Raw genomic sequence first — 23176 nt, forward strand, 5'->3', positions numbered from 1 at the left:
TCGCCCTCCGGGGCGGCCGAAGATCGCAACAGAATCTGCCCGGTGGTCTCACCGAGGGCCACGATGTGGCCGTCACGCTCCCGGACGGCCGAGGATCACAACAACTTCCAGGCGTACATCACCACCATCACGCACACCGTGACGGTCACCCTGCAAGGGCGGCCGAGGATCGCAACACGGCTACATAGCCGAGAAATCCACGCGTTGACTCGTGCCAGCGCAGCTGGTGCACCTCACGCAGTGATATTGACTGCTACGCGATCGGCCCCTCCTCAACGCTGCCCCAAGCATGGTGCACCAGAAATCTTCGCCGCAGACCACAGGCAAGGATGGGGCCACGGTAAGACCGTCGGCTACGCCGATGAAGTCGAGGGCTTTATACACCCAGATCGCCGGTTTCCCAAACCGGCGATTTTCCGCAGCATGGATGTCCACCGCCAATCCACATCACAACCGACGGCAGCCCCAGCAAACCACCAGTGCGGTCTTGCGTAGTACGAGGCCAGCGCACGGGCGGAAAGCCGCTGTGGACGCACCGTCCGGCGGTCGCCGATAGTTCAACCACCCGTACCGCGCACAGGACAACATGCCCCACCCTGCACAACCGTCAACGCCCACCTCGGAGCCGACGGATTCCAGCGCATCCTCCGATTTGCTGGATCACGGCACCTACACCACGAAGGAACTCGCCCAACTACTCAACGTCGATCCCTCCACCATCCGCCGCTGGCGGACAGCACAGCCCCCGCAAGGCCCTCCCTTCATACCCATGTCGGACCGACACACCCTCTACAGCGTGGTCGATGTGCACAACTGGCTGGCCGAACTGCGCGTCGAGCCCCTGCGGGCGGCCTGATGCAGCAGCAGCCGCCCATGGGCGTGAAGTTGTCCACCGACGTGGAGTACCGCGCCGGTTTCCCCAACCCGCACCGGGCCAGGGTGCGCTGGTTCGACCCCCAGTCGAAGAAACGTCTCTCCCGCTCGGAAATGCTGCCCACCGATGTAGCAGCACAGGAGTGGGTCCAGCGGATGGAGCGGGCGGCCAGCCGGGGCGTGACCCCGGCCACCGTGACCATGTCGCTGTCCGATTACGGGGACAGTGCCTGGGACCTGGCGATGCGAGGTCTCGAAGCCAAGACCATGGACCCTTACGGCTCCGGATGGCGCCTGCGCGTCGTGCCGGCCCTGGGCCATTTGCAGGTTCCCACCGTCAGCAACGGCGTCGTCGACCGGGCCTTGTACGGATGGATCGCCGACGGTCACGGCCGCTCCAGCGTCAAGAACACCATCGCCCCGCTCGCCCGGATCATGCAGCAAGCCGTCCGCGACGGCATCATCGATGTCAACCCCGCCAAGGTCACCGGCTGGCAGAAGACCTACCAGCAGGCCGAGGACGAGCTGGACGACCCCCGCTCGCTCGCGCTGCCCACCTGGGAGGCCCTGGAGACCCTCGCCGACGCTCTCGTAGCCCGATCCGCCGACCAGTTCCGCGGTTGGGGAAACGTCATTCGCTTCGCCGCAGGCACCGCCGCCCGGATCGGCGATGTCTCCGGCGTCCGGGCCGGCGACATCGACCGCCATGCCTGGACCTGGGACGTGTGCCGCCAGACCACACCCGGACCCGGCGGACTGATCGACAAAGGCACCAAGGGCAAACGCCGCCGCACCGTCCCCCTCATCCCCGAGATCAGGGAGCTGGTGGCGGCCCGCCTGGACGCAGTCGGCTATGACCCCACAGCGCGGTTGTTCACCGGGCCCCGCGGGGGCCGGATCACCACAGCGATCCTGCGGGACGCCACCCACTGGAACGAGGTCGTCCTCAGGCTCGGGTACGAGCACCTGCGCCGCCACGACCTTCGCCACACCGGCCTGACCTGGATGGCAGACGCCGGTGTTCCCGTCCATGTTCTGCAGAGAATCGCTGGACACGGCTCGCTGTCCACCACCCAGCGCTACCTGCACCCGAGCAGGCGTTCCATCCACCTCGCCGGAGCGGCACTGAGCAGCTACCTGAGCACCGGCCAACAGGCAGTTGGTCCCAAACTGGTCCCAGAGCCCGCCCAGAAGCCCCACCTACGCATCGTCAGATGACCTTACCTCGCTGACGCAAAGCAGCCCGTTGACCAGGAACTTCTTCCTGATCAACGGGCTGTTTCTGCACCGTCGGGACGACAGGATTTGAACCTGCGACCCCTTGACCCCCAGTCAAGTGCGAACGCCGAATTCCTCGGAATTACGGCGCTTTCCGCAGGTGAAATACGTGCGGTAACGCCTGAGTTGTGCCGGGTTGCGCACACCGTGTGGTCCCCAAATGGTCCCCACGATATTGCCTCCACAAGCCAGCTTCGCTCTTACTCCCATCATGCACCTCTTGGCAATATCCGACAAGGACCCGCCAGAGAGACGCCAGCAGCGGGAATACCCGGGAACCATCCGGGAGTGCCTGCCGCGCGGCCGCAACACGCCCTCACCGACCGGGCGCCAAGCACCATCCGAAGTCCGGAGTCGATACCCACCTTTCCCCGGCGCCTTGCCAGTCCCCTCTCCTCGGCCGAGGTCCTTTGCTGCACTGCACGACCAGCTATATCGATGACACGTCCGGAGGGAGCGACCACTCGGTGACGCGCAGGCCAGCCAGCCCGATGAGTTCCTCTGGGGACTCCTAGCAGATGCAGCGGTGTCCGGTGGTGGCGGATAAGCCAGGCCGTTCCTGCAACGGGAACGCGCATGGCAGCGGCACCGACGAGGGGTGTCGGCCTGTTGGGGAGGATTCCCGATCCGGAAGGCCGATGGCTCAGGAAGCGTCGTGCCGACGGGTCCGCTCTGCCTTATGTCTGAGGTCCCTGATGGCCTCGAGCCATCGCCAGGAATCGCTGGTGTACCAGCCTTCTTCATCGATCGGCTGCCAGTCCCCCAGTTCCTCCAGCTGTGAGATCACCGTATCGGTGTCGATGGTGTCGTGGTGCCTGCTGTCGCCGTCGAGTTGACGTGTGATGTCGTGCAGTCGGTGCGCGGCACGATAGTAGGAGACCTGGGTGTCGGTCAGCCTGCGCACGGCGTAGCCGCCACACTTACTGCACCAGTCGAAGTCGTCCCGGGCGAGCAGGCCAGCTACCGTCAGAAGATCGTCGCTGGCTGCGATCCCGCGTTCCCGAGCATGTCTGCACAAAGGCGAGTGGCCCTTTCCTTCGATCCGCGGGTCAGCGTTCGTGGTGTAGATCTGGGCCACGGCCAAAGGCCCCAGCGGAATGCCAATGCCGCTGTGCCACCTGTCGGTGCTGGGCTGTCTGAAGGGCGCGAGGTCCAGTCGGTCGTGGGCGAGCAGACCCTGCCAGACCGCCAAGGGCAGCATCCGGTCGTGGCCTGCGTCGAGGCTTCGCAGATCGTGCACCCCTCGTGCCAAGGCGAGCAGCCGCAGGTTGGGTTCCCGTTTTTCGTCCCGGTAGGTGTGGCGGACAGTCCAGCGCGCGCCGTCCTCGCCCCCGAACTCTTTGCCGAATCCTGGATCGTGAACGCCCCGAACATGATCCGTCCAGTGGAATTCGCTCGTCTCGTGTTCGGAGCCGACAGTCCGGGCCCACGACCCGATCAGGCTTTCCGGGAGGTCGGAGGCCCCTGCGATGAGGGCTCCACTCCACCCTTGTGCGAGCCTCCTCTCGATGACGTCAAGGGGTAGCACCTCAGCTCCGCCGCTCGCCGAGATGACGATGTAGAGCTGATCAGCGCCGTGGGTGAAGGTCCGCAGCGCCCGGATGTGTTCGGCGGTGACAGGTTGCCGGTCGAACACCGGGACGTCGTCGAAGACCCCGGGGCGGATTGAGCTCTGCCGACTGGCCGGGGCGCAACTCGGTTCGGTCGGATCGGCTCCTGCATCGGACGGTTCGCATGTCATGCAGCTCGACGGAGTGAGCAGTCTTTCGGCGACGAGAGCGGGAACATCGAGGGTGAGCGTACGGCGTCCCCAGTCCGCGCCGACGGCCCACATGGCCACGACGCCCTGCGTCCACAGATCCAGCCCTTCGAGGATCCCTCGCTGCGTTCCTCGTGCCACCTCGTCAGTGGCCTCAGGAAGGCGTGCCGTCACCCGCCGTGTCGGCCTGCCCTCAGCCGATGCGGCCAGCGCACGGGCCTGGGTCTCCCAAGACTCGATGAGACGTTCAGCTCCGGTCAGGGCCGCGTCATACCCCTTCCGATTGCTGCGGATGTCCTGCACGAGGTGGTAGGAGATGTACGAACGCGCCCGAGGTCCCGCCCAGCCGCTCTCGGCCGCGCGCTGCCACCGGCGCCACAGCGCGTTCAGCCCTGCGGCTGCCTTGTCGCTGCTGCCCAGCACCGCGAAGGCCGGCTCCGCATCAGGGAGCCGGGGCTTCTCTAGGGTTGCTGCGGCAGCAGCTACGAGCAGTCCCGCCGGCTCGACGAACAGGGCCGCCTGCGCGCGCAACGTCTCCAGGTACTGCGCCTTCGTCGCCAGCCGCGGCTTCGCCCAGTCCTCGAGCCAGGAGAAGTGGGCAAGAGTGGCCTGAGCCCTGTGCAGGCTCTCCGCTGCACCATGCCAATAGGAGAACACCAGGTTCCGCAAGCGCTCCGCGTCCTCGCGCGCCTCCTGCTCGTCCTCCTCCTCATCCCCTTCATTGGCGGCGTCCGACTCCGAGCGCAGGATTTCAGCGGCAGCCTGTACCTCTTCCTGCGTCCAGCACTCGTCCTCGTCCGGTTCGGCATAGGACTGCATCTGATGGAGCAGGCCCACCCCACCAAGGGCCTCCAGGAACATGCCCAGCGCGGTTGTCGGCCGCGCCCACGATCCCCACTCCATACAGCGAGAGCACAACCGCCCCATCGCCGCCGAGTCCAACCTGACCTGAACAGTCCTCACGTCGGACGTACGAAGCTGGCTACAGGTTCTGGCAACGTGCAACCTGGCGTTCTTCCCCTTGGCCGAGTAGACCATGACCGGCGCGCCTTCGAACGGCCCCAGCGGGACCTCGACCATCAGCAGGTGGTCATGCACAAATCTCCCCCAATCCTCCGCTTCGCCGAGCTTAGCGCCGACGACCGACAGTCATCGCCAAACGCGGGACGATCCACACATGCGGTCCCAAGGCGATGGGCGAGACGAGCCGTGTTGATTCGGCCGACACAGCGCATGTATCAGGCCACTCTTCTGAGATGCATTGTCCCTGCTTCTCTCGCGCTCCATTCTGAAAAGTTCGCCACCAGCCGAGGGGAGACGGGTGAAGGTGCCGCGACGTGCTGCGAGCGACTCTGACGTCATTGGGCAAACCACAGGTCTGATCAGCTTTCTCAAAGAGGTCGTCCAAAGTAGCCACAACCGCCTGCGCGACGACCGACGATCACGGGAGCGTCTGTGGCTGGCTAACTTGCCTGCCTCCGTACGCCGCCCGTCGGACCAGGACGAGGGTGGTCTGCTGCTCGCGCTCGACCATGTGCCGCAAGCAGCACCGCCGCCCCTACCGGACGTGCTCGATGGATGGGTGGCCGCGGAGGATTGCCAGGATGCGGATAGTGGTGATCCGCCACTCGCGGTCGAGGGACCAGGGCGAGAGCTGGTGCGGGCCGCGGACGAGCGTCAGTGGTGGGAGGAGGCGGAGGACCACACTGTCCGCCGAGAAGACGCGGCCGAAGTGCTCCGGGCCTACGGCCCATGGCTCGATCGCTGGCGTCGCTGGGCGGAGCGGGAGCGCGCAGAGCGAGCGCTTCGGGAGCTGTACGAACAGGTCTATCACTGGCACCAGAAGCTGGCGCAGCAGGATGACCAGCTTGAACTCGTCCTGGCGACTGGTCTCTTGACGTGGGGCGATCCGCGCGGTGACACCATCCACCGTCATCTGCTCACTCACCGGGTAGAGACCTCGGTGGACCGCAAGACCGCCCGGGTCACGGTCCGGCTCGTGGCCGGCGGAGCAGTACGGCTGGAGGACCAGGCGTTCCTCGATACCGACGATGGCTGGGCTCCCGAGCGCTCGGCCGCGCTCGCGGAGGAGATCGCGGCCCAGTCGCTCCACCTGCTCGGCTCGGAAGCCCTGGAGCAGTTGGCCCAGTGGCAGGAGCGGGTACTGCAGCGTCCGGTGGCGTTCAGCGCCGAGTGGCAGCCGCCGCGCGAGCCGGAGGTAGGCACGCGGCTCACCTACGCCCCGGCCCTGGTGTTGCGCCCACGGGACCGCAACGCCTTGCTGAGCTTCTACGACCGAATCGCGGACAGCGTGGCCTCCGAGGCGCACGCGCCGCTGGGGCTCGCACAACTCGTGCTACCTCTGAATCCTGAGGAGCGCACGAATTGGGACGGTCACGATATCCCGCCCCTGTTCGGAGACGATCCGCTCTTCCCGGGGAAGACCAACGAGCGGCAGCGGAGTGTGCTGCGGCGGCTGGAGCATGACACGGGCGTGGTGGTGCAAGGTCCGCCCGGTACCGGCAAGACACACACCATCGCCAACCTGGTCTCCGCGCTACTCGCCCAGGGGCAGAGGGTCCTGGTGACCAGCGCCCGCGACCAAGCCCTGACGGTCCTGCGAGACAAGCTTCCGCCTGCAGTGCGGGACCTGTGCGTTCTCCTTCTCAGCTCCGCGCGGCAGGACGGGGCGGACGAACGGGAACGCACGATCAACGCTTTGACCGATCAGGTCGCCACTAGTGACCCCGAGCAGCTGACGGACGATATCCGTCGGCTTTCCGCACGCCGGGAAGAGGTGCGGGGGAGGATCGCCACGCTCACTGAGCAGGTCATCGCGCTACGAGAAGCGGAGGTCCGCCAGCACCGGGAGATCGCCCCCGGATATGGCGGTGTCCTCGCGGCCATAGTGCAGCGCGTCCGAGAACACGCCGGGCGTCATTCCTGGATCGGCCTGATTCCAGATGGGCCGGACTCCTCCGTTCCCCCGCTGTCCCCCGCACAGGCGGCGGAGCTGTTGAGCCTGCTACGCGACGGCGCGGCTGAGCCACGCGCAGGTGGCACTCTGCCGAATCCGGACACCCTCCCCTCCCCCGAGGAGCTGGCCGAGGCGCTCGCAGTCGGCCGCGTCGCCGATGACGGCCTGTCTCGCGAAGCGGCTGCCATACGCGACGGCCTTGCCCGACTCGACGCTTCCGTAACTGATGAGCTGTCCGTGCTCGCAGGTGAGTGCCGGACGACTCTGCACCACCTGGGTCTGCCACCGTCGGCCAGGCAGTGGGACGCCGACAAGTGGACCACCAAGGCCCTTACAGACCGGCTCTCCCGCGACAACCTCACCCTGTGGCGTCGCGTTTCCGGGCTCGCCGGTCAGCTCGCTGCCGTCTCTCAGCAGGTGGACGAGCAGGAGATGAACCGTGTCATCATGCCCGAGCAGCTCTCCGCCGAGCGGGCCGATGCGATGCTCACGACGGGCTCTGCGCTGCGCGATCATCTCGCCTCCGGTGGCAAGTTGCGTTTCCGCGGCAGCTTCCGTGCCCCGAAGGTACAGAAGGCCGCTCAGGAGATCCTCGACGCGTGCACCGTGAACGGTCATCCTCCGCAAACGTTGGAGGATCTCGACACTGTCCTCGTCCACCTGCGCGCTCACTCGGTGGTTGCCACGCTCGCGGAGCGATGGGCACAGGCGGGAGTCCCAATAGCCGAAGGTCCGGTGGACCTCCGTCTGGCTTCCCTGAGCGAGGCATACGCGCGCCTGGAGCACATCAATGCGTTTGGAGCCGTACGCGAACGCATCGATGAACTGCTCGTACGCCACGGCCTGCACATCGCTCTCACCTCTCGGTCCGCGTGGCAAGACTTCACCAGCGCGCTGACTGCTCTCTCCGGTCGGCGGGCGGCGGACGAGGCCACGGCTCGGCTGGCGGCATGGGAGGAGCAACTCCGCGCGCCGGTGGAGAGTTCCCATCCCGCGGCCGAAGCGCTGGCGGCTGCCCAGGCCGTCCGGGAGCAGGACATCGACCGCTACGCCAAGGAACTCGAGGCATTGCGGGAGGCTCATCGGCGTGAGCACCGCCGACGCCGGTGCGGCGTACTTCTGGACAGCGTGCACAGGGCGCACCCCTTGCTCGCCGACCGGCTGACGGAGGACCCCGACGATCCCGCATGGGAGGTGCGGCTCGGTTCGCTGGCCGAGGCGTGGGCCTGGGCACGGGCTTCCGCGTTCGTGCGTCGCCAGCGCACACCGGGACGCGAGCGTCAGCTTGAAGGCGAACTAGCCCAGTGCGAACGGAATCTGGAGAGTTTGACAGGTGAGCTCGCCGCCACCTGGGGCCGACTGCACTGTCTGCAGCGCATGACGCAGGAGCAGCGTTCCGCACTCCAGGCGTACCGCAACCACATGGCCTCGTACGGTAAGGGCAAAGGCCGCAATGCAGGCCGCTTCCGTTCCGCGGCCAACGACTCCATGAGGGTGGCGCAAGGAGCGGTACCTGCATGGGTCATGCCCATCTCGCAGGTCGCCGAGACGGTGCTGCCCAAGCGAGACGCATTCGACGTGGTCATCGTGGACGAAGCCAGCCAGGCAGGCATGGACGCGCTGTTCCTGCTGTGGCTCGCTCCCCGTGTGATTGTCGTCGGGGACGACAAGCAGTGCGCACCCCCGGTCAGCGGCATGGGCCGTCTGCAGGCCATCCAGGACCAGCTCATCTCCCATCTGCCGGACATGCCACCCATGCTGCGCCAGCTCTATACCCCAGCCACCAACCTCTACGAGCTGTTGTCCACCTTCTTCCCGAAGGTGATCCGGCTGGAGGAACACTTCCGGTGCATGCCCGAGATCATCGGCTGGTCCTCCCAGACCTTCTACAACAACAAGCTACAGCCGCTGCGCCAGTACGGCGGTGAGCGCCTCGATCCCCTCGTGACGCACTTCGTCGAGGGAGCCGTCACCCAGGGACGCGACAGCCGACTCCGCAACCCGAAGGAAGCCGAGGCAATCGTCGACTGCCTGGCCCAGCTCGTGGACGATCCCGCCTACCGGGACAAGACCATGGGGGTCATCACCCTCCAAGGACCAGTCGGCCAGGTCAAACTCCTGGAACATCTGATCAACGAACGTATTCCGGCTCCGCTGCGCGAGCGCCACCAGATCCGTGTGGGGAACCCCGCGTCGTTCCAGGGAGACGAACGGCACGTCATCCTGCTGTCGATGGTCGCCGCCGACCCACCGCGCATCGCGGGGGGCGCACGCAGCGAACGGCAGGCGTACAACGTCGCTGCCTCCCGAGCCCAGGACCAGATGCGACTCTTCTACTCGGTTCCGCCGGGCCGCCTCAAGAAGGAAGACCTGCGTCTCAACCTCCTTGCCTACATGGAAAACCCCCCTGCCGCGCTGGCCGAGGCCGACGACATCGGGGAAGTATCGACTGACGTCCCGCAGAAGCCGTTCGAATCACTCTTCGAGCAGCACGTATACCTGCGTCTGAAGGATCGCGGATATCACGTCATCCCGCAGTACCCCGCAGGGAACAAACGCATTGACCTCGTCGTCGTAGGCGCACGCGGGCGCCTGGCCGTGGAGTGCGACGGCGACCGGTATCACTCGACACCCGAACAGATCCAGCATGACCAGCGGCGTGAGCGCGAACTCCAGAGGGTGGGCTGGACCTTCTGGCGTGTCCGCGAGAGCGAGTTCCGATTCGACCCTGACGAAGCACTGGATGGGCTGTGGGATGAGCTGAACCGGCTGGGCATCCGTCCAGCAACGTTCGCCGACGCTGACGGCCCGTCGCACTCGAACTCCACATCCTCCCGCATGCAGTGGACTCCGCTCGACCTCTCCGCCGACGAGGAGCTGGCCGAGGACCCAACGGAATCCCCCGATGGCCCGGACACGACCGATCCGCTCGCTGCCCTCGGCATGGCAGACGACGACACCGAAGACGACAGGACGAAAGGACCGGTATGACCCTGCAGTCCCCACTCGGCATTTTGGACGCCAACACCCTGGAGGAGTTGGCCCGCGTCATCTGCGGCGATGAGCACCTCTACTACCGCAAGGGGTTCGAGATCGCGCGATTCCTGGAACATGCCGGCTGGCAGCAGGTGCCGGAATACGACGGTGGGTATCGCAGGGAGTGGACGCTTGCCCGGCTGACCGAGCGCCGAGAGGAGCCCACTGAGCTGGAAAAGGTACTGCTCCGGCTCGCCGACCCACGAGAATACTTCGACGAACCCGACCAGCTTCCGGCTGTCATCTCTGCGGTCAACGCCTTCCTCGTCCACGAGGGCGCACGTCTGGAGAACCCCGGCGGCCGCCCCCGCATCGTCGCCTGCGATCCGTCTCTTGCCCACCCAGGCAGCCAAGGCCCCGTCGAGCTCAAAGCAGCCATGACCGACCTCATCGGAGATCGGAAGATGGCCGACCTCCTTCAGCACCGACTGGACGAGGCGCGCACCTGCTACGCGAACGGCGCTCACGTGGCCGCCATCATCATGCTCGGCAGCCTCCTCGAAGGCGTCCTGGTCCACGTGGTCCAGGAGCGCAACGCGTCGCTGCTCGGCAGGACCTCCCCGGACAACGTGAACCTCGACACCTTGATCAAAACCTGTCATGACGCCGGCTGGATCGGTGCCGACGTCCAGCGGTTTTGCCACGAGCTTCGCAAATACCGCAACTTCGTCCACCCGCGCGCAGAAATACGCCAAGCCCATACTCCGGACCGCGACACGCTGGACATGTGCTGGCCGGTAGTCAATGCGGTCCTGAACGACCTCGCTGACTCCCAGACCTAGCAACTCATTCCCGCTGAAGCACCGCGTCGACCTGTACCACTCGTGCGATTCGTAAGGGGGAAGCAAGTTGAAGCCCGCAGCAGATGTACTGACAGAGCTTTCGCAGCCATCGAACGTCGCAACCCACTCAACCATGGCACTGGTCGGCAGTGTGGACGCGGCAGGCGCCGAGGATGACGAGAAAAGGAAGGAGAAGGAGCTCGACGCCCTGCGGCGCAAGCCGAAGCTCCAGGTCATACCCGCCGCGGAAGTCGGCTCACTTCGTCTGGCTCCCTGGGATGTGCTTCACACGCTCGGTCGGGCAATCGCTCTCGCTCGGCGAGGTGCAGGTCGCGGACTCGCCGAGCACTGGGGAAGCCTGAAATACAGCCAAGCCCTGACCGGTAGCTCGGACACCTACATGAAGCTCTCGGCCGAGGGCCGCGAAACGGCGGACTACTACAAGGCACTCCAGTCAGGGGAACTCGGGATCGGCTTTTCTCTGGCCCTCGCCAAGCAGGTCCTGAGTCGCCGCTACCCGCGTCACGTCGTTTCAATCGTCCCGGCCGACACGGCCCTACGGGCGGGCTGGGCCCTGACCAGCAGAGACAAGGGACCTCGATCGGGCTACCGGTACCGTCCGAGGTTCTTCGCCGAGGTCTGGAAGCCTGGAGAGCCGTCGCGGGTCTTCACGATCGAGTCCAAGGGCAACCACAGCAACGCCGCGGCCTCGCACGATCAGCTCGCGTCTGCCTCAGCTCATGTAGAGGCGGTGCACATCGGATCGTGGAACGAGACGCCGAGCCTGGTATTCAGTACCGAGCTGCCCGTGGAGGGTCCTCTCACCATCCACGCCCTGCATTTCGATGGAAGTGACGGCTGGTTAAGCAGCTCTGCAGGCCCCGCCACCAGGAATCTGGACCACTTCATCGAGGACGAGAACTTCTATCCGGGTATCCAGCCGCCAGCCGAGGGAGACAGGCAACCTCAACCTGAGCCTGGCTTCCACATCACGCCAGAACGCTACGAGTGGTTCCGGCACGTTCTTGCCCGCACAGCCGCCGCTGGGCTGACCGCCTTCGCCGGCGACGGCGAGGCCACCGTCCAATACCTGACCAAGCGGCAGGGTGTGCGTCACTTCACCGGCTTCGCCCACGCGGCCACAGGCAGTGTCCAAGACGCACGTCAGAAGCTCCTGGGTGTCCGATTCGTCGGCACAGACCACGTCTTCCGCTTGAACAGAACACGTGTGGAGGCGTTCTCCGGGGTCGCGGAGGACCTCTTTCGCCACCTCGAAGAAGGCCGGGTGGAGCACTACCGCCGTGAGGTCCATGCCCGACGAACCAGTTGGCCCGTCGACGGGTGGGACGACAAGTGGCAAGGTCCCGTGTCGATGGACTCTGATGGGTCTGTGCTAGCCATGCGTGTACTGACCTGAGGTACCTGGGAGCCGACCCGCTCCCGGAGGCCCCGCGTCACCACGGCACACCCGTCAGGGCCAAACCTCTGACCAGCACAAACGTCATCCATGCAGGTCCGATCGGTGCCCGAACCTCATTCGAGACGAAGATGACAGGTTCAGATGTCGTTCGCTTGCGAGCCACACGCAAAGCACCCGGCTCGAGTAGGGGCGCTGACCAGCGAGAACTAACCAGCAGCAGCGTTTCCGCCAGCTGTCACCTGCCTCGCCATGCCTCGGGCTCAACGTGCCATCCCGCTCGCGGTCCTTCCGGCCCATGCGTACACAGGGCAACCCGCCCCCAAGGGCCTCATGACCTCCATAAGCAGCCAAGCCGCTCACCTTCCTCAGGCGTCACCACCGAGCAGACGCAAGCCTGGATCGACCTGCTCGTGGAACCCGCACAGGCTCGGCCATCACACCTCCAGCCGTCGGAACGGACGTCGCCGCCCATCCAACTGCTCCAACCCTCAGCCCGGAGAAGCAATCCGGTCACAGAACTAGCTCGCTGCGTCCCGCGCGCGCCGCTCCGAACAGTAGGCGAGCTACCGGGCGTATGAGGCCGTGGGGCCCCAGTTCCGCTTACGCGAATCAGGTGAGGAAGCCTCCACGTACCAGCCACTCACGAGCCAACTGAGACCCTGCCTCTGCGGCGGCGCGGTTCAAACGCTCGGCGTCGTGGAGGCGGCCTTTAAAGAGTCTGAGATGGGCGAGGCTGTGCAAGGCGTGGCTATTGCCGGCCGCGGCCGCACTGTGTGCCAGGTCCTCGGCGCGTGTGTGATCGCCCTGTCCCTCGCTTTGCCACGACATCCATTCCAACGCCTGTGGATGCTGCGCGGCAGCCGCTGCGCGGAAGCAGCACAACGCGGTGAGGTGATCGCGGCGGTCTGATCGCTCGCGCGCAAAGCTGACAAGCAGGTTGACGTGGCCGTGACCGGCAATAAGACGACACAGCTGTTCCGCATTGTCGGATTCCCCGGCCGTGGCAAGCAATTGAGCCAGTACGAGGGCGACGGACGGATTCCCATGCTGTGTGAGGAACCTGAGTGCTAGCTGCTCTGCTGTAGTCCGGTTGCCGCGGGCTTCGTGGTGTGCAGTGAGCCACTGTGCCGCCACCGCATCTCCGGTCTCGGCAGCCCACGTGTAGATGCGTTCGGCTGGGCGGCGCATGTCGAGCGTCAGCAGATGGTGGGCCAGACTGCGAGCACCGTGACGGTCGCCGCTGACCGCGTACGCCCGTCGGGCCAGGCGCTCAGAACCCCTAAGGTTTCCTGCACGTCCGAACGCTGCGGAGAGCTCGCCCAGAAGATAGCCGTCGAGGCAGTGGTTCTCGATGATATTTTCGGCCCGTTCCAAGTGGTTGAGGGCGATCAGGCGACGGGCGAACCACCGCAACACGCTTATATCGCCGCATGCCCCTGCTCTCATATAGAGCTGCTCACATTCCACCGTACCCAGACGGCGCGCAGCTTGCGCGAGTTCCCGCATATCTGTATCCGTGCGGGAATGAGCTACTGCTGCCGCCCACAGTGAGGAGGAGGGGAGCACCTTTTCTCTGGTTATCCGGCTCTTCTCATGGAGGAAGTCGGCCAGCTGGTACAACGGGCTGGCAGGAGGTGGCTGGTCAGAACGTGGTCGGTACCGCGTCAGCGGCCCAGGCAGGCGACGGTGAGGCTTGAGGAGTTCCGCTAGGTTGAATTCGAACCAGTCCTCGTCCAAGGTGTGCCAAGTGGCCTCGTCCACGTAGCCTTCTGCAGCCATTCGCAGAAAATTCTCAGAGAGCAGCGGACCGTGTCCGCAACGGCGTGCGTCCATGGCGGCATGAAGGATGGCGCGGGCTGCTCCATCGGCCTGTTCATATCGACGCCATAGGTGTGGAGAACCGGCCAGGAACTGAGTGATACGTCCACCGGCAGCCCGACTTCGGGCAAGTTTCAGGCGCGGATCGGATTCAATGAGAGCTGTAGCGTGAGCCAGTTCCCGCGAGGTGAAGACAGGAGGCATCCTGATTACGACCGCTAGGTCGGCAAGCTGATGGACTGCGTCCACCCCGGCCTCTAGGGAGTCGTCTCCGGTGCGTTCTGTCAGTTTGTGCCAGAACTCAGGCCACATAGTGCCCAGGACAAGGACCGGCCCGCGTCGATCATCTGTCAATAGGGCCTGCAGGCTGGCTGCGACCTGGGCAGCGTAGTCCTTCACCAACAAGTACAGATTCGCTTCGTTCAGCCACAGCACGGTTCGTGGCTCTAGCGCAGCTTCCTGTAAGGCAAGCAGGAGTGCTGCCGGCCGGTCAGGGGCTAGCGGATGCACTACGCGCCAGGTGGGGAGTTCAGCCAACACTGCTTCCCAGCACGCCCGAGTCTTGCCGGTTGACGAGCTGCCAACCACCATCACGAGTTGGCTGCCCTTCGCCGCCTGAGCCACGTGGTGGCGCAGTTCGTCATCAATGCCATCCGGCCGGGCGATATAAGGAGGGAGCACATCCAGCGCACCAGATTCGATGCTGCTTTCGGAGGTTGGGTGTACCTCCAGATGCAATGCATCGACGGGCTGCAGTTCCTCAACCAGCCTCACTCGGTGTGGAGCGGCAGTCTGATCTGACTGAGCCGGAGGTTTACCGCGCAGCACGACACCTTGCGCCTGCAGTCGGTTTCGTAGCATTGCAGTGTCAATTGCGCCAGCCCTTGGCCCCCACTCCTGAGCCATTTCCTCAACCATCCGATACACGACAGCGGAATCATGCTGAGAACTTGGATGGATTACGCGGTCCTCAAGGAGGGAGCATAGATAGGGATACCGCGGACTGATCTGTTCAGTGGGCTCTACCTGAATGATGAGGCGTCGCGCGATGCGGAAAGAAGTCAAATCCACTAATTCCCGAGCAGGGGAAACGTTATCGCTCTCTGCGATAAGAGCATGGATAGTGTCTGTTAGGTGTCTCCAAATTCGCCGATGGTCTTGCCCCAGGTTCGAAATTCGTTTCAGGAAGTCATCAACGCTCTTCTGGGCCTCGCAATATTCTGCCAAGCTCCGCAGCACCTCCAAGCCGTGCAGCGGGCTGGAGGCGGTAATGCCGAGGCGATGCCGATCGGCGTCGATCTCGGCACCGAAGAAATTTAGACTCTGCAAACATTGTCGCATCGTCTTGCGCCATGGATCGCTACTTGGCGAGATCTCCATGGTGCGTTTGACCTGCCGTTCTATGACCAACTCGTAGGGGCCCCTGATGCTTCGGGCAACTACATCATCCAGGGGGAAATCCTTGCCGTGCTGGAGACAGATTGAGTCCGGCACCACATCGAGCCCAGGCACGCTGACGCGGCACAGGAGGGCCACTAGATCTAGGGTTGCGACTCGATACTCATAGACCGTGCCACCCCCACCTGTGCCGATTGAGGAACTAGCCCTGCTCAACTACCCACTCCTCGCTCGGCTGCGCCTACCTGTAAGCTCCAAGGACGTTTATACCTGTTTGCTGCGCCTCTGAAGCGGCTGTGGTGTTGTACCTCGCCCCCGAGGATTAGCGGAACCGTGGTTGGTACTGAGATCGATCTTGCCGACCGTCGTCTTCTGAGCGCTGCAGGGCCTGGGCCTGGCATCGTGAAGGTCAGCTTCCCTAGGTGTCAACGGGCGGGTCGCTAGGTACTGTGACCGGGAAGGTTCGCCGGGGCGGTAGCTTGGCCTCGATAGTCTGCACGACGTGATCGACTCATACGCGAGTTCTGACGATGCTGCAGTCGCGATAGCCGGGGCGCGGGCTGGCGCGGACGTGGTCCGCACCATGTACGGCCAGCGGCTCAACCGCATCGACAAGGGTGCCGGGGACTTTGCCACCGCCGCCGATGTGGAGGCCGAGAAGACGATCCTCGGCGTCATCGGTGCCGCACGGCCCGATGACGCGGTGCTCGGCGAGGAAGGCGGGCAGCAGGGCGCCGCCGACGCTGTGCGCCAGTGGTTGGTGGATCCCCTGTGCGGCACGCTGAACTACGCCGTCGGCACCACGCTGGTGGCTGTCAACGTGGCGCTGCGCGATGGGGCGGCGGCGGTGGCCGACCCGTTCAGCGGCCAGGTTTTCTTCACCGACGGGGAGACGCCTGGGTGCGGCATGACGGGGCCGACGAGGCACTGCTGACGCCCACGCCCGCTACCCGATTGGTGGACGTCAACCTGGATCCGCCGTTCCCGAGTACGCCGGGATTCCGGTCCGTGGATCTGCTGGCCCACCCTGGGTTCATCGAACGTTTCCGGCCGCGCGTCGTATCCACGACGCTGGCGCTGGCCTGGGTGGCTGCCGGCAAGCGCGCCGCGTATGTCACCGATGGCGGCGACCTCTCCGGGAGCGTGCATTTCGCGGCTGGCATAGCTGTGTGCCGGGCTGCTGGCTGCGTGGTCACCGGCATCGACGGTGCCCCGATAGGTGAGGCAGGTCGTGGGCTTGTGGTCGCCGCCGACGACGAGACTCACGGGCTGCTGATGTCGATGATGCGCAGCTGAAGCCAGTGCTGTGACCGCATGGGTTTCGCCGGGCTGGGTCAGGCTGCGACTTGGGGGGGCCTGCCGCCCCAGCGGATGCCCTTCTCTCTGCGGATCCGGGCACGTTCACGGCGTTGAGCTGCGAGGACGTCTGAGTGGCGGGCGTTGGCGTTGCGCCAGCGCAGGTAGGCGTAAAGGGCCCGCGTCCGAAGTGGGCCTGGATCGGGTTGGCCCGGGACGCGTAGATCGGGGTGAAGCACAGGTTGACCTTGTTCTTCTTCGCCCAGCGACGGATGTCGACGCCTTTGTGGGCGGACAGGTTGTCCAAGCATGAGGTAGACCGGGGCGCCGTCGGGGCGGGCGGCCCGGATCGACTTCAGCGCGGCCAGGGTGTTCGCGGCACTCTTCTTGCGGCGGTTGACGCCCCAGAGGGTGTCGTCGCCGATCGAGTAGCACCGTGGAAGTAGCGCACCCCGTGGGTGCGGTGGTAGGTCGCGGGATGCCGCTCGGGCCGGCCTTGCTCGGCCCAGCACGACCCGGCAGTGGGCCGGATGCCGAGCGGCCCGAACTTGTCGAACGCGAAGACACGGTCCGGGAAACGCTCCAGTACCTCCTCGATGCGGTCTAGCTTGGCGTCGCGCTCCGGATCGGGCGATTCCTTCCACGTCTTGGTCCGCTGGCAGGTGACGCCACGGCGGGCGAGCAGGCACCGTAACGTCTCACGGCCGATCCGGATGACGCGGCCGGGCACTTTGCGCAGGTAGGTTGCGAGTTTGCGGATGGACCAGCGGGTGAAGGGCTGGCCGAGCTTGGCGGGGCGGGTGGTGGCCGTCTGGACGACGAAGTCCTCGTCGTCAAGGCTGAGCAGGCGGGGGCGGCCTCCCGCCCATCGAAGGTCCAGGCAGGCCAGGCCGATCTCGTTGAACCGGTGGATCACATCCCGGACGGTGTCCTCGTCGGCCTGCACCAACTTCGCGATCACCGGGACCCGGGTCCCGCCGGCCGAGGCCAGCAGCATCATCGCGCGCCGGTATCGCACCGAACTGGTGCTGCCCCGGCGCACATCTGCGGACACGGACAGGCGCTGCCACCACACCCCCAGCAGTCGGACCGGAGGTCACCGTACATCCAACCGCCCGGACGACCGCCCCGGCGAACCTTCCCGGTCAGAGCACTAGCCCAGCCTCGCGCAGTAGACGTAGAGGATGTGGATGTCGCTGCTCGGCAGGTCCGGGTCGATCAGTGCCGACGACGGAGTGCCCTGGCGGACCCAAGTCCGGCTGCGATCGATCCTCGGCGTCATGGTGATCCATCGCAGCTGGTCAGGTCGTATATCGACTCTCGTTGATCACTACACGGAGGCAGGTTCGACCGAGAGTTCGATTTCCCTCCCCACTTGGCATACTTTTTTGAAAACACGTCGATCTCGCACAAGTGCCGATACCGCACTTGTCGGTGCACTTGACGGGAAAGTAAAGGGATCGCCGCTGGTCAAGCAACGGAGCAGGGCAGTGGTGGTCGGATTGTGGTCGTAAGGAATTTCCATTCCTCCTTAACCGCGATTCACAATGAAAATGCGCAACAATTCCACGTCGCCGTAGAAGGTGATCACCATGCGCGCCCACGAGACCGTGGGGCGCGTCTACCGCCGCTGCGGCTGCCGCGACGAGCAGCGCCGCCAGCTCGGCGCCCACTGCCCCCAGCTGATGTCCGATCCCGCCCACGGGACCTGGACCTTCGCCGTCGACCTTCCCGCCACCGAGCCCGGCGGGCACAACCGCACCGTGCGCCGCGGCGGCTTCCCCACCCAGGACGACGCCCGCACCGCCCTGCACCGCTACCGCGCAGGCCGCCGGATCGGCATCAGCGCCGACCCGAACCAGACCGTCGCCGACTACCTGACCCAGTGGCTCGCGGCCAAACGACTGCGGCTCAAGCCCACCACCTGGGTCCGCTACCGCGACTACGTCCACCACGACCTGATCCCGGCCCTCGGCCCGATCCGCCTGGACGAACTCGCCTACGAACACATCAACCACTACGTACAGGCCCAGCTCACCGCCGGCCGCGGACAACCCACCGTGTGGCACATCCTCGCCACCCTCTCCAGCGCCATCGGCGACGCCGTCCGCCAGCACCGACTCCCCACGAACGTCGTCCGGCCCACGGTGATCCCCCGCCCGGCCTCCGGAGAGCGCACCATCTGGACCCCGGCCCAGGCCATCCGCTTCCTGCGCCACTGCCACGCCAACGATCCGGACTTCGCCGACCTGATCGAATTCCTCATCGGCACCGGCCTCCGCAAAGGCGAAGCCCTTGGCCTCCACTGGGACGACGTCCACCTCCAGGCGCACACCGTCTACGTCCGCTGGACCCTCTCGGCGATCGACAACAACAAACTCGTCCTGACCCGCCCAAAGACCCGTAAGAGCAGCGACTGGGTCGCCCTCTCACCCCGCATCCACACCATCCTCACCCACCGCAAAACCCAGTGCTACGCGCCCAGGGACCCGGGCGGCGGGTTCGTCTTCCACCGCGAAGACGGGCGGCCGCTGCACCCGGAGTACGTCCTGAACCACTTCCACTACCTAGCCCGCCAGGCAGGCGTTCCGCGCACCAGCGTCCACGACCTGCGCCACCTCGCCGCAACACTGGCCCTTACCCACGGCGTCGAGCTGACCATCGTCTCGAAGACCCTGCGCCACTCTACGATCTCCACCACGGCCAACATCTATGGCCACCTCACCAAACCCGCAGCCCGCCAAGCCGTCGATGCCATCGCCAAGCAGCTCGACCGCGAGGAAAGGCGCTACGACCACACAACGACCACCAGCCCACCCGCCCCGCGAAGCCAGCCCCACAGCGACCAGTACACGCAAGCGGCATGAAACAGCATCAGCGCCAGAAGCGGGTCCAGAGCCGATCTACGACCACCCAACGACCACCAACGGAAAAGGCCGCCCCCGCCTTCCGGCGGAAACGGCCTCCGACCTGCAATAACACCGTCGGGACGACAGGATTTGAACCTGCGACCCCTTGACCCCCAGTCAAGTGCGCTACCAAACTGCGCCACGTCCCGGTGCTTGTCCGGCCCGGGGTTTCCCCCTTGCCGGGCGCGCATGAAGAACAATACCGCACTTCAGGGGGTGCTCGCTTCCACCCCTGGCGGGGCTTCCGGGCGACCCGGGGTTACGGGGTGTTCGCGGGAGGTGGCGGGGGGTGGCGGGGTGTCGCCGAGGAGGTAGCGGGCGCCGGGGCCGTGGGTGGCGGCGGTGTCGGAGGGGTTGGAGAGGGCGCATTTGCGCAGGGAGAGGCAGCCGCAGCCGATGCAGCCGGTGAGCTTGCGCTTCAGGCGTTCCAGGTCGGCGATGCGCTGGTCGATGCGGTGGGTCCAGGTGCGGGCGACGGCGTTCCACTGGGGGGCGGTGGGGGCGCGGTCGGTGGGGAGGCGGGAGAGGGCCTCGGCGGCCTCTTCGAGGGTGAGGCCGACGTGCTGGGCGGCGCGGATGAAGGCGACGCGGCGGAGGGTGGCGCGGGGGTAGCGGCGCTGGCGGCCGACCGTGCGTTCGGAGTGGATCAGGCCGAGCTCCTCGTAGTAGCGCAGGGCCGAGGTGGCGAGGCCGCTGCGGGCGGCCAGCTCGCCGATGGTGAGGCGGTCGGAGGACGTGGTCATGGACGGCGATGCTAGCGCTTGACTTCAAGTGGACTTGAAGTTGCACGCTCTCGGTATGACCTCGACCTACCGCGACCTGCCGCGGCTGATGAGCCTGATGACCGGCGACGAGAAGCACGGGCCCGCCGCCACCTCGACACTCGATGCGCTCTGGGTTCTCTACGACCGTGTGCTGCGCGTCTCGCCGGAGACCGCGGACGATCCGGGGCGGGACCGGTTTCTGCTGTCCAAGGGGCACGGGCCGATGGCGTACTACGCGGTGCTCGCGGCCAAGGGGTTCTTCGCCGACTCGCTGCTGCCGGGGTTCGGCTCGTACGACTCGCCGCTCGGCCACCATCCGGACCGGGTGCTGGTGCCGGGGGCCGAGATCAGCAGCGGTTCGCTCGGGCATGGGCTGCCGCTGGGGGTGGGGACGGCGCTGGGGCTGCGGGCTCAGGGGCTGGACGGGGGCCGTGGACCCGCGGTGTGGGTGCTGATCGGGGACGCCGAGCTGGACGAGGGGAGCAACCACGAGGCGATCGCGTACGCGGGCGCCGCAGGGCTGGATCGGCTGCACACGCTCGTCGTCGACAACGCCTCCGCCACCCACGGCTGGCCCGGCGGCATCGCCTCCCGGTTCGAGGCCGCGGGCTGGTCCGCGACGACGGTCGACGGGCAGGACCACGACGCGCTGTACGACGCCTTCATCGCCTCGCATCCGGGGCGGCCGCGCGCCGTCGTCGCCCGAGTGGAGGCCAAGGGGACATGAGGCCGGGAGGCCAGGACGGCAAGAGGGCATGAAGTGACATCGGCATCGACGTATCAAGGGGATTTTCTCGTGGACACCATGCGTGAGCGCTTCGCCTCCACCGTCTCCCGTCTCCTCGACGACGACCCGCGGCTGGCCGTCGTCCTGGCGGAGATCGGCAAGGACGGCTTCATCGACGCCCGGCGCGCCCATCCCGACCGGGTGATCAACGTCGGTATCCGGGAGCAGCTGCTCGTCGGCGTCGGTGGCGGACTGGCGCTGACCGGGATGAGACCGGTCCTGCACACCTTCGCCAGCTTTCTGGTCGAGCGGCCGTTCGAGCAGGTCAAGCTGGACTTCGGGCATCAGGGGGTGGGCGGGGTGCTCGTGAGCGCGGCGGGTTCGTACGACTGGCCCGCGGGCGGCTACACCCACATGGCGCCCGGTGACGTCGCCCTGCTGGACACGCTCGACGGCTGGACGGTGCACGTCCCCGGCCACCCCGACGAGGCCGAGGCGCTGCTGCGGGACGCGGCCGCGGCCGGGGACGACTCGGTGTACGTACGGCTGTCGGCGCACGCCAACGCGGCGCCGCGGGCCATCGCCCCGGGGCGGTTCCTGACCGTGCGGGAGGGGCGCGACGGGGTGGTGGTCGCGGTCGGGCCGATGCTCGACGGCGTGCTCGCGGCCGTCGAGGAGGGCGAGGGGCTGGACGTGACCGTGCTGTACGCCACGACCGTGCGCCCCTTCGACGGCCGCGCGCTCCGGGCCGCCGTCGGCGAGGGCGCTGTCGGCAAGGGCACCACCGGCGCGGACGTCGTGCTCGTCGAGCCGTATCTCGCGGGCACCTCGACGGCGGCCGCGAACGACGCCCTCGCCGACGTACCGCACCGGGTGCTGGGGCTCGGCATCCCCCGGCGCGAGCTGCGGCGCTACGGGACGATCGAGGAACATCTGGCGGGCCAGGGGCTCGATCCGGCGTCGTTGCGGGAACGCATCGCCGCTTTCCTGCGGTAGCTCAGAGGTGCTTGTCGAGCCACTCCATCAGGTCCTGCTGCACCTCGTCGCGGTTTGTCTCGTTGAGGATCTCGTGCCGGGCGCCGTGGTAGCCCTTCCAGCTCAGGTCCCGGGTGCCGCCGTAGCGGAAGTCCTCCAGGAGTTCGTAGACCAGGGTCATCCGCTGATGGCAGGGGTCCTCGGTGCCCACCGCCACATGGACCGGGAGCGCGGCCGGGACGCGGGCCTGCTGGCGCGGGTCGTTGACCTTGCGGACGGCGCGCAGCCAGTCCAGCGAGAGTCCGGTGCTGAAGGGGAAGCCGCACCGCTCGTCGGCGGCGTAGGCGGCGACCTCGGCCTGGTCCCGGGAGAGCCATTCGAAGCCGGTACCGAACTCGTACGGGTCGTTGAACGAGGCGAAGAGCGTGGGGGTGAAGGTGGACAGGGCGGTACGGCCGCGGTCCGCGATCTCCCGTTCGATGTCCGCCATCGCGCCCTCGATCTCCGCCCCGGGCAGTGAGCGGAAGGTGCCGGAGAGGATCAGCCCGGCCAGTTCCCCGCCGTACTCCTGGGCGCAGTCGCGGGCCAGCATGGAGCCCATGCTGTGGCCGAGCAGGACCAGCGGCAGTCCGGGGTGGTCGGCGCGGGCCCGGTCGCCGATGGCGCGCAGGTCAGCGACGATCGCCCGCCAGCCGTCGCCCGCCTCGCCGACGGCCCCGAAACCGCCGGTGGACTCGGCGGTCGCCCCGTGGCCGCGGTGGTCCGAGGCGACGACCACATAGCCGTGTCCGGCCAGGAAGCGGGCGAACCGGTCGTAGCGCCGGGCGTGTTCGGCGGCGCCGTGGGCGATCTGGACGATCGCGCGCGCGGTGCCCGCCTCCGGCTGCCAGGTGTACGTCGCGACGCGCACGCCGTCCGGGGCGGTCAGGTGATCCGTGCGGTGGGTGATGCCGCCAGCTGGCATGCGTATCCGTCTCCTGGGCCGGGGGAATGGCGTCGCCCTCGAACGAGGGCGGAATCCCACTCTCCCCTCGCCGGGCCGCCAAGCCAAGGCCAGGGACGGGCGTTGTCGGCAAGTACGAACAGGTACGGCGAAGGTACGGACAGGTGTTGACGAGGTGTTGACCGGGAGCACGTGCGGTGTGTAACGATCAACCGCTTTCC

At 66.4% G+C, this 23176-nt stretch carries 13 protein-coding genes, 1 tRNA gene and 2 pseudogenes; 9 read left to right on the top strand and 7 right to left on the bottom strand.

Annotated elements, in window-relative coordinates:
• Window positions 1-652: 652 nt before the first annotated feature.
• Window positions 653-856, top strand: coding sequence for a helix-turn-helix transcriptional regulator (locus ACZ59A_RS33490; protein ID WP_470966613.1), 204 nt, complete (start codon window positions 653-655; stop codon window positions 854-856).
• The gene (locus tag ACZ59A_RS33495) at window positions 856-2091 is read left to right on the top strand and encodes a tyrosine-type recombinase/integrase (RefSeq protein WP_470966616.1); all 1236 of its coding nucleotides are present in this window, start codon (window positions 856-858) and stop codon (window positions 2089-2091) included. Before ACZ59A_RS33490 ends, ACZ59A_RS33495 begins: the two co-directional genes overlap by 1 nt.
• A 703-nt stretch (window positions 2092-2794) precedes the next feature.
• Here the strand turns inward: ACZ59A_RS33495 and ACZ59A_RS33500 are convergent.
• Window positions 2795-5008, bottom strand: coding sequence for a hypothetical protein (locus ACZ59A_RS33500; RefSeq protein WP_470966619.1), 2214 nt, complete (start codon window positions 5006-5008; stop codon window positions 2795-2797).
• A gap of 223 nt (window positions 5009-5231) precedes the next feature.
• Between ACZ59A_RS33500 and ACZ59A_RS33505 the strand changes: the two genes are divergently transcribed.
• The 3 genes from ACZ59A_RS33505 to ACZ59A_RS33515 all read left to right on the top strand — a co-directional run bounded on the left by ACZ59A_RS33505 (window position 5232) and on the right by ACZ59A_RS33515 (window position 12122).
• Window positions 5232-9878 (top strand): AAA domain-containing protein, encoded by a 4647-nt coding sequence (locus ACZ59A_RS33505; protein ID WP_470966622.1) that lies wholly within the window; start codon window positions 5232-5234, stop codon window positions 9876-9878.
• The gene (locus tag ACZ59A_RS33510) at window positions 9875-10705 is read left to right on the top strand and encodes a hypothetical protein (protein WP_466069149.1); all 831 of its coding nucleotides are present in this window, start codon (window positions 9875-9877) and stop codon (window positions 10703-10705) included. Before ACZ59A_RS33505 ends, ACZ59A_RS33510 begins: the two co-directional genes overlap by 4 nt.
• 133 nt (window positions 10706-10838) lie before the next feature.
• On the top strand, window positions 10839-12122 hold the full coding sequence (locus ACZ59A_RS33515; protein ID WP_470966625.1) for a hypothetical protein: 1284 nt from the start codon (window positions 10839-10841) through the stop codon (window positions 12120-12122).
• Between the two features lie 612 nt (window positions 12123-12734).
• Here ACZ59A_RS33515 and ACZ59A_RS33520 read toward each other — a convergent pair.
• Window positions 12735-15479 carry a hypothetical protein gene (locus ACZ59A_RS33520; RefSeq protein WP_470966627.1) on the bottom strand — a complete coding sequence of 915 codons (2745 nt, stop codon included), beginning with the start codon at window positions 15477-15479 and terminating at the stop codon, window positions 12735-12737.
• Between the two features lie 364 nt (window positions 15480-15843).
• Between ACZ59A_RS33520 and ACZ59A_RS33525 the strand changes: the two are divergent.
• Window positions 15844-16637, top strand: a pseudogene (locus tag ACZ59A_RS33525) (inositol monophosphatase family protein).
• Between the two features lie 38 nt (window positions 16638-16675).
• Here the strand turns inward: ACZ59A_RS33525 and ACZ59A_RS33530 are convergent.
• Both ACZ59A_RS33530 and ACZ59A_RS33535 read right to left on the bottom strand, forming a co-directional pair.
• A pseudogene (locus ACZ59A_RS33530) lies at window positions 16676-17721 on the bottom strand (IS630 family transposase).
• 69 nt (window positions 17722-17790) lie between these two features.
• Window positions 17791-17919, bottom strand: a complete 129-nt coding sequence (locus tag ACZ59A_RS33535; protein WP_470966630.1) for a hypothetical protein — start codon at window positions 17917-17919, stop codon at window positions 17791-17793.
• A gap of 310 nt (window positions 17920-18229) precedes the next feature.
• Here ACZ59A_RS33535 and ACZ59A_RS33540 point away from each other — a divergent pair, with 310 nt between their 5' ends.
• A complete protein-coding gene (locus ACZ59A_RS33540) occupies window positions 18230-19504 on the top strand; it encodes a tyrosine-type recombinase/integrase (RefSeq protein WP_470966633.1) in 1275 nt (424 codons plus the stop codon).
• 117 nt (window positions 19505-19621) lie between these two features.
• Here the strand turns inward: ACZ59A_RS33540 and ACZ59A_RS33545 are convergent.
• Window positions 19622-19695: transfer RNA gene (locus ACZ59A_RS33545), tRNA-Pro, on the bottom strand.
• Between the two features lie 60 nt (window positions 19696-19755).
• Window positions 19756-20289: a redox-sensitive transcriptional activator SoxR gene (soxR, locus tag ACZ59A_RS33550; RefSeq protein ID WP_470966635.1), complete on the bottom strand. Its 534-nt coding sequence runs from the start codon at window positions 20287-20289 to the stop codon at window positions 19756-19758.
• A gap of 55 nt (window positions 20290-20344) precedes the next feature.
• Between soxR and ACZ59A_RS33555 the strand changes: the two genes are divergently transcribed.
• Window positions 20345-21037 carry a transketolase gene (locus ACZ59A_RS33555; protein ID WP_470966638.1) on the top strand — a complete coding sequence of 231 codons (693 nt, stop codon included), beginning with the start codon at window positions 20345-20347 and terminating at the stop codon, window positions 21035-21037.
• Window positions 21038-21106: 69 nt separating this feature from the next.
• Window positions 21107-22033, top strand: coding sequence for a transketolase family protein (locus tag ACZ59A_RS33560; RefSeq protein WP_470966640.1), 927 nt, complete (start codon window positions 21107-21109; stop codon window positions 22031-22033).
• A gap of 1 nt (window position 22034) precedes the next feature.
• Here ACZ59A_RS33560 and ACZ59A_RS33565 read toward each other — a convergent pair whose 3' ends face one another.
• A complete protein-coding gene (locus ACZ59A_RS33565) occupies window positions 22035-22976 on the bottom strand; it encodes an alpha/beta fold hydrolase (protein ID WP_470966643.1) in 942 nt (313 codons plus the stop codon).
• Between the last annotated feature and the right edge of the window lie 200 nt (window positions 22977-23176).

It is taken from the genome of Streptomyces sp. NPDC040405, from assembly GCF_055595765.1.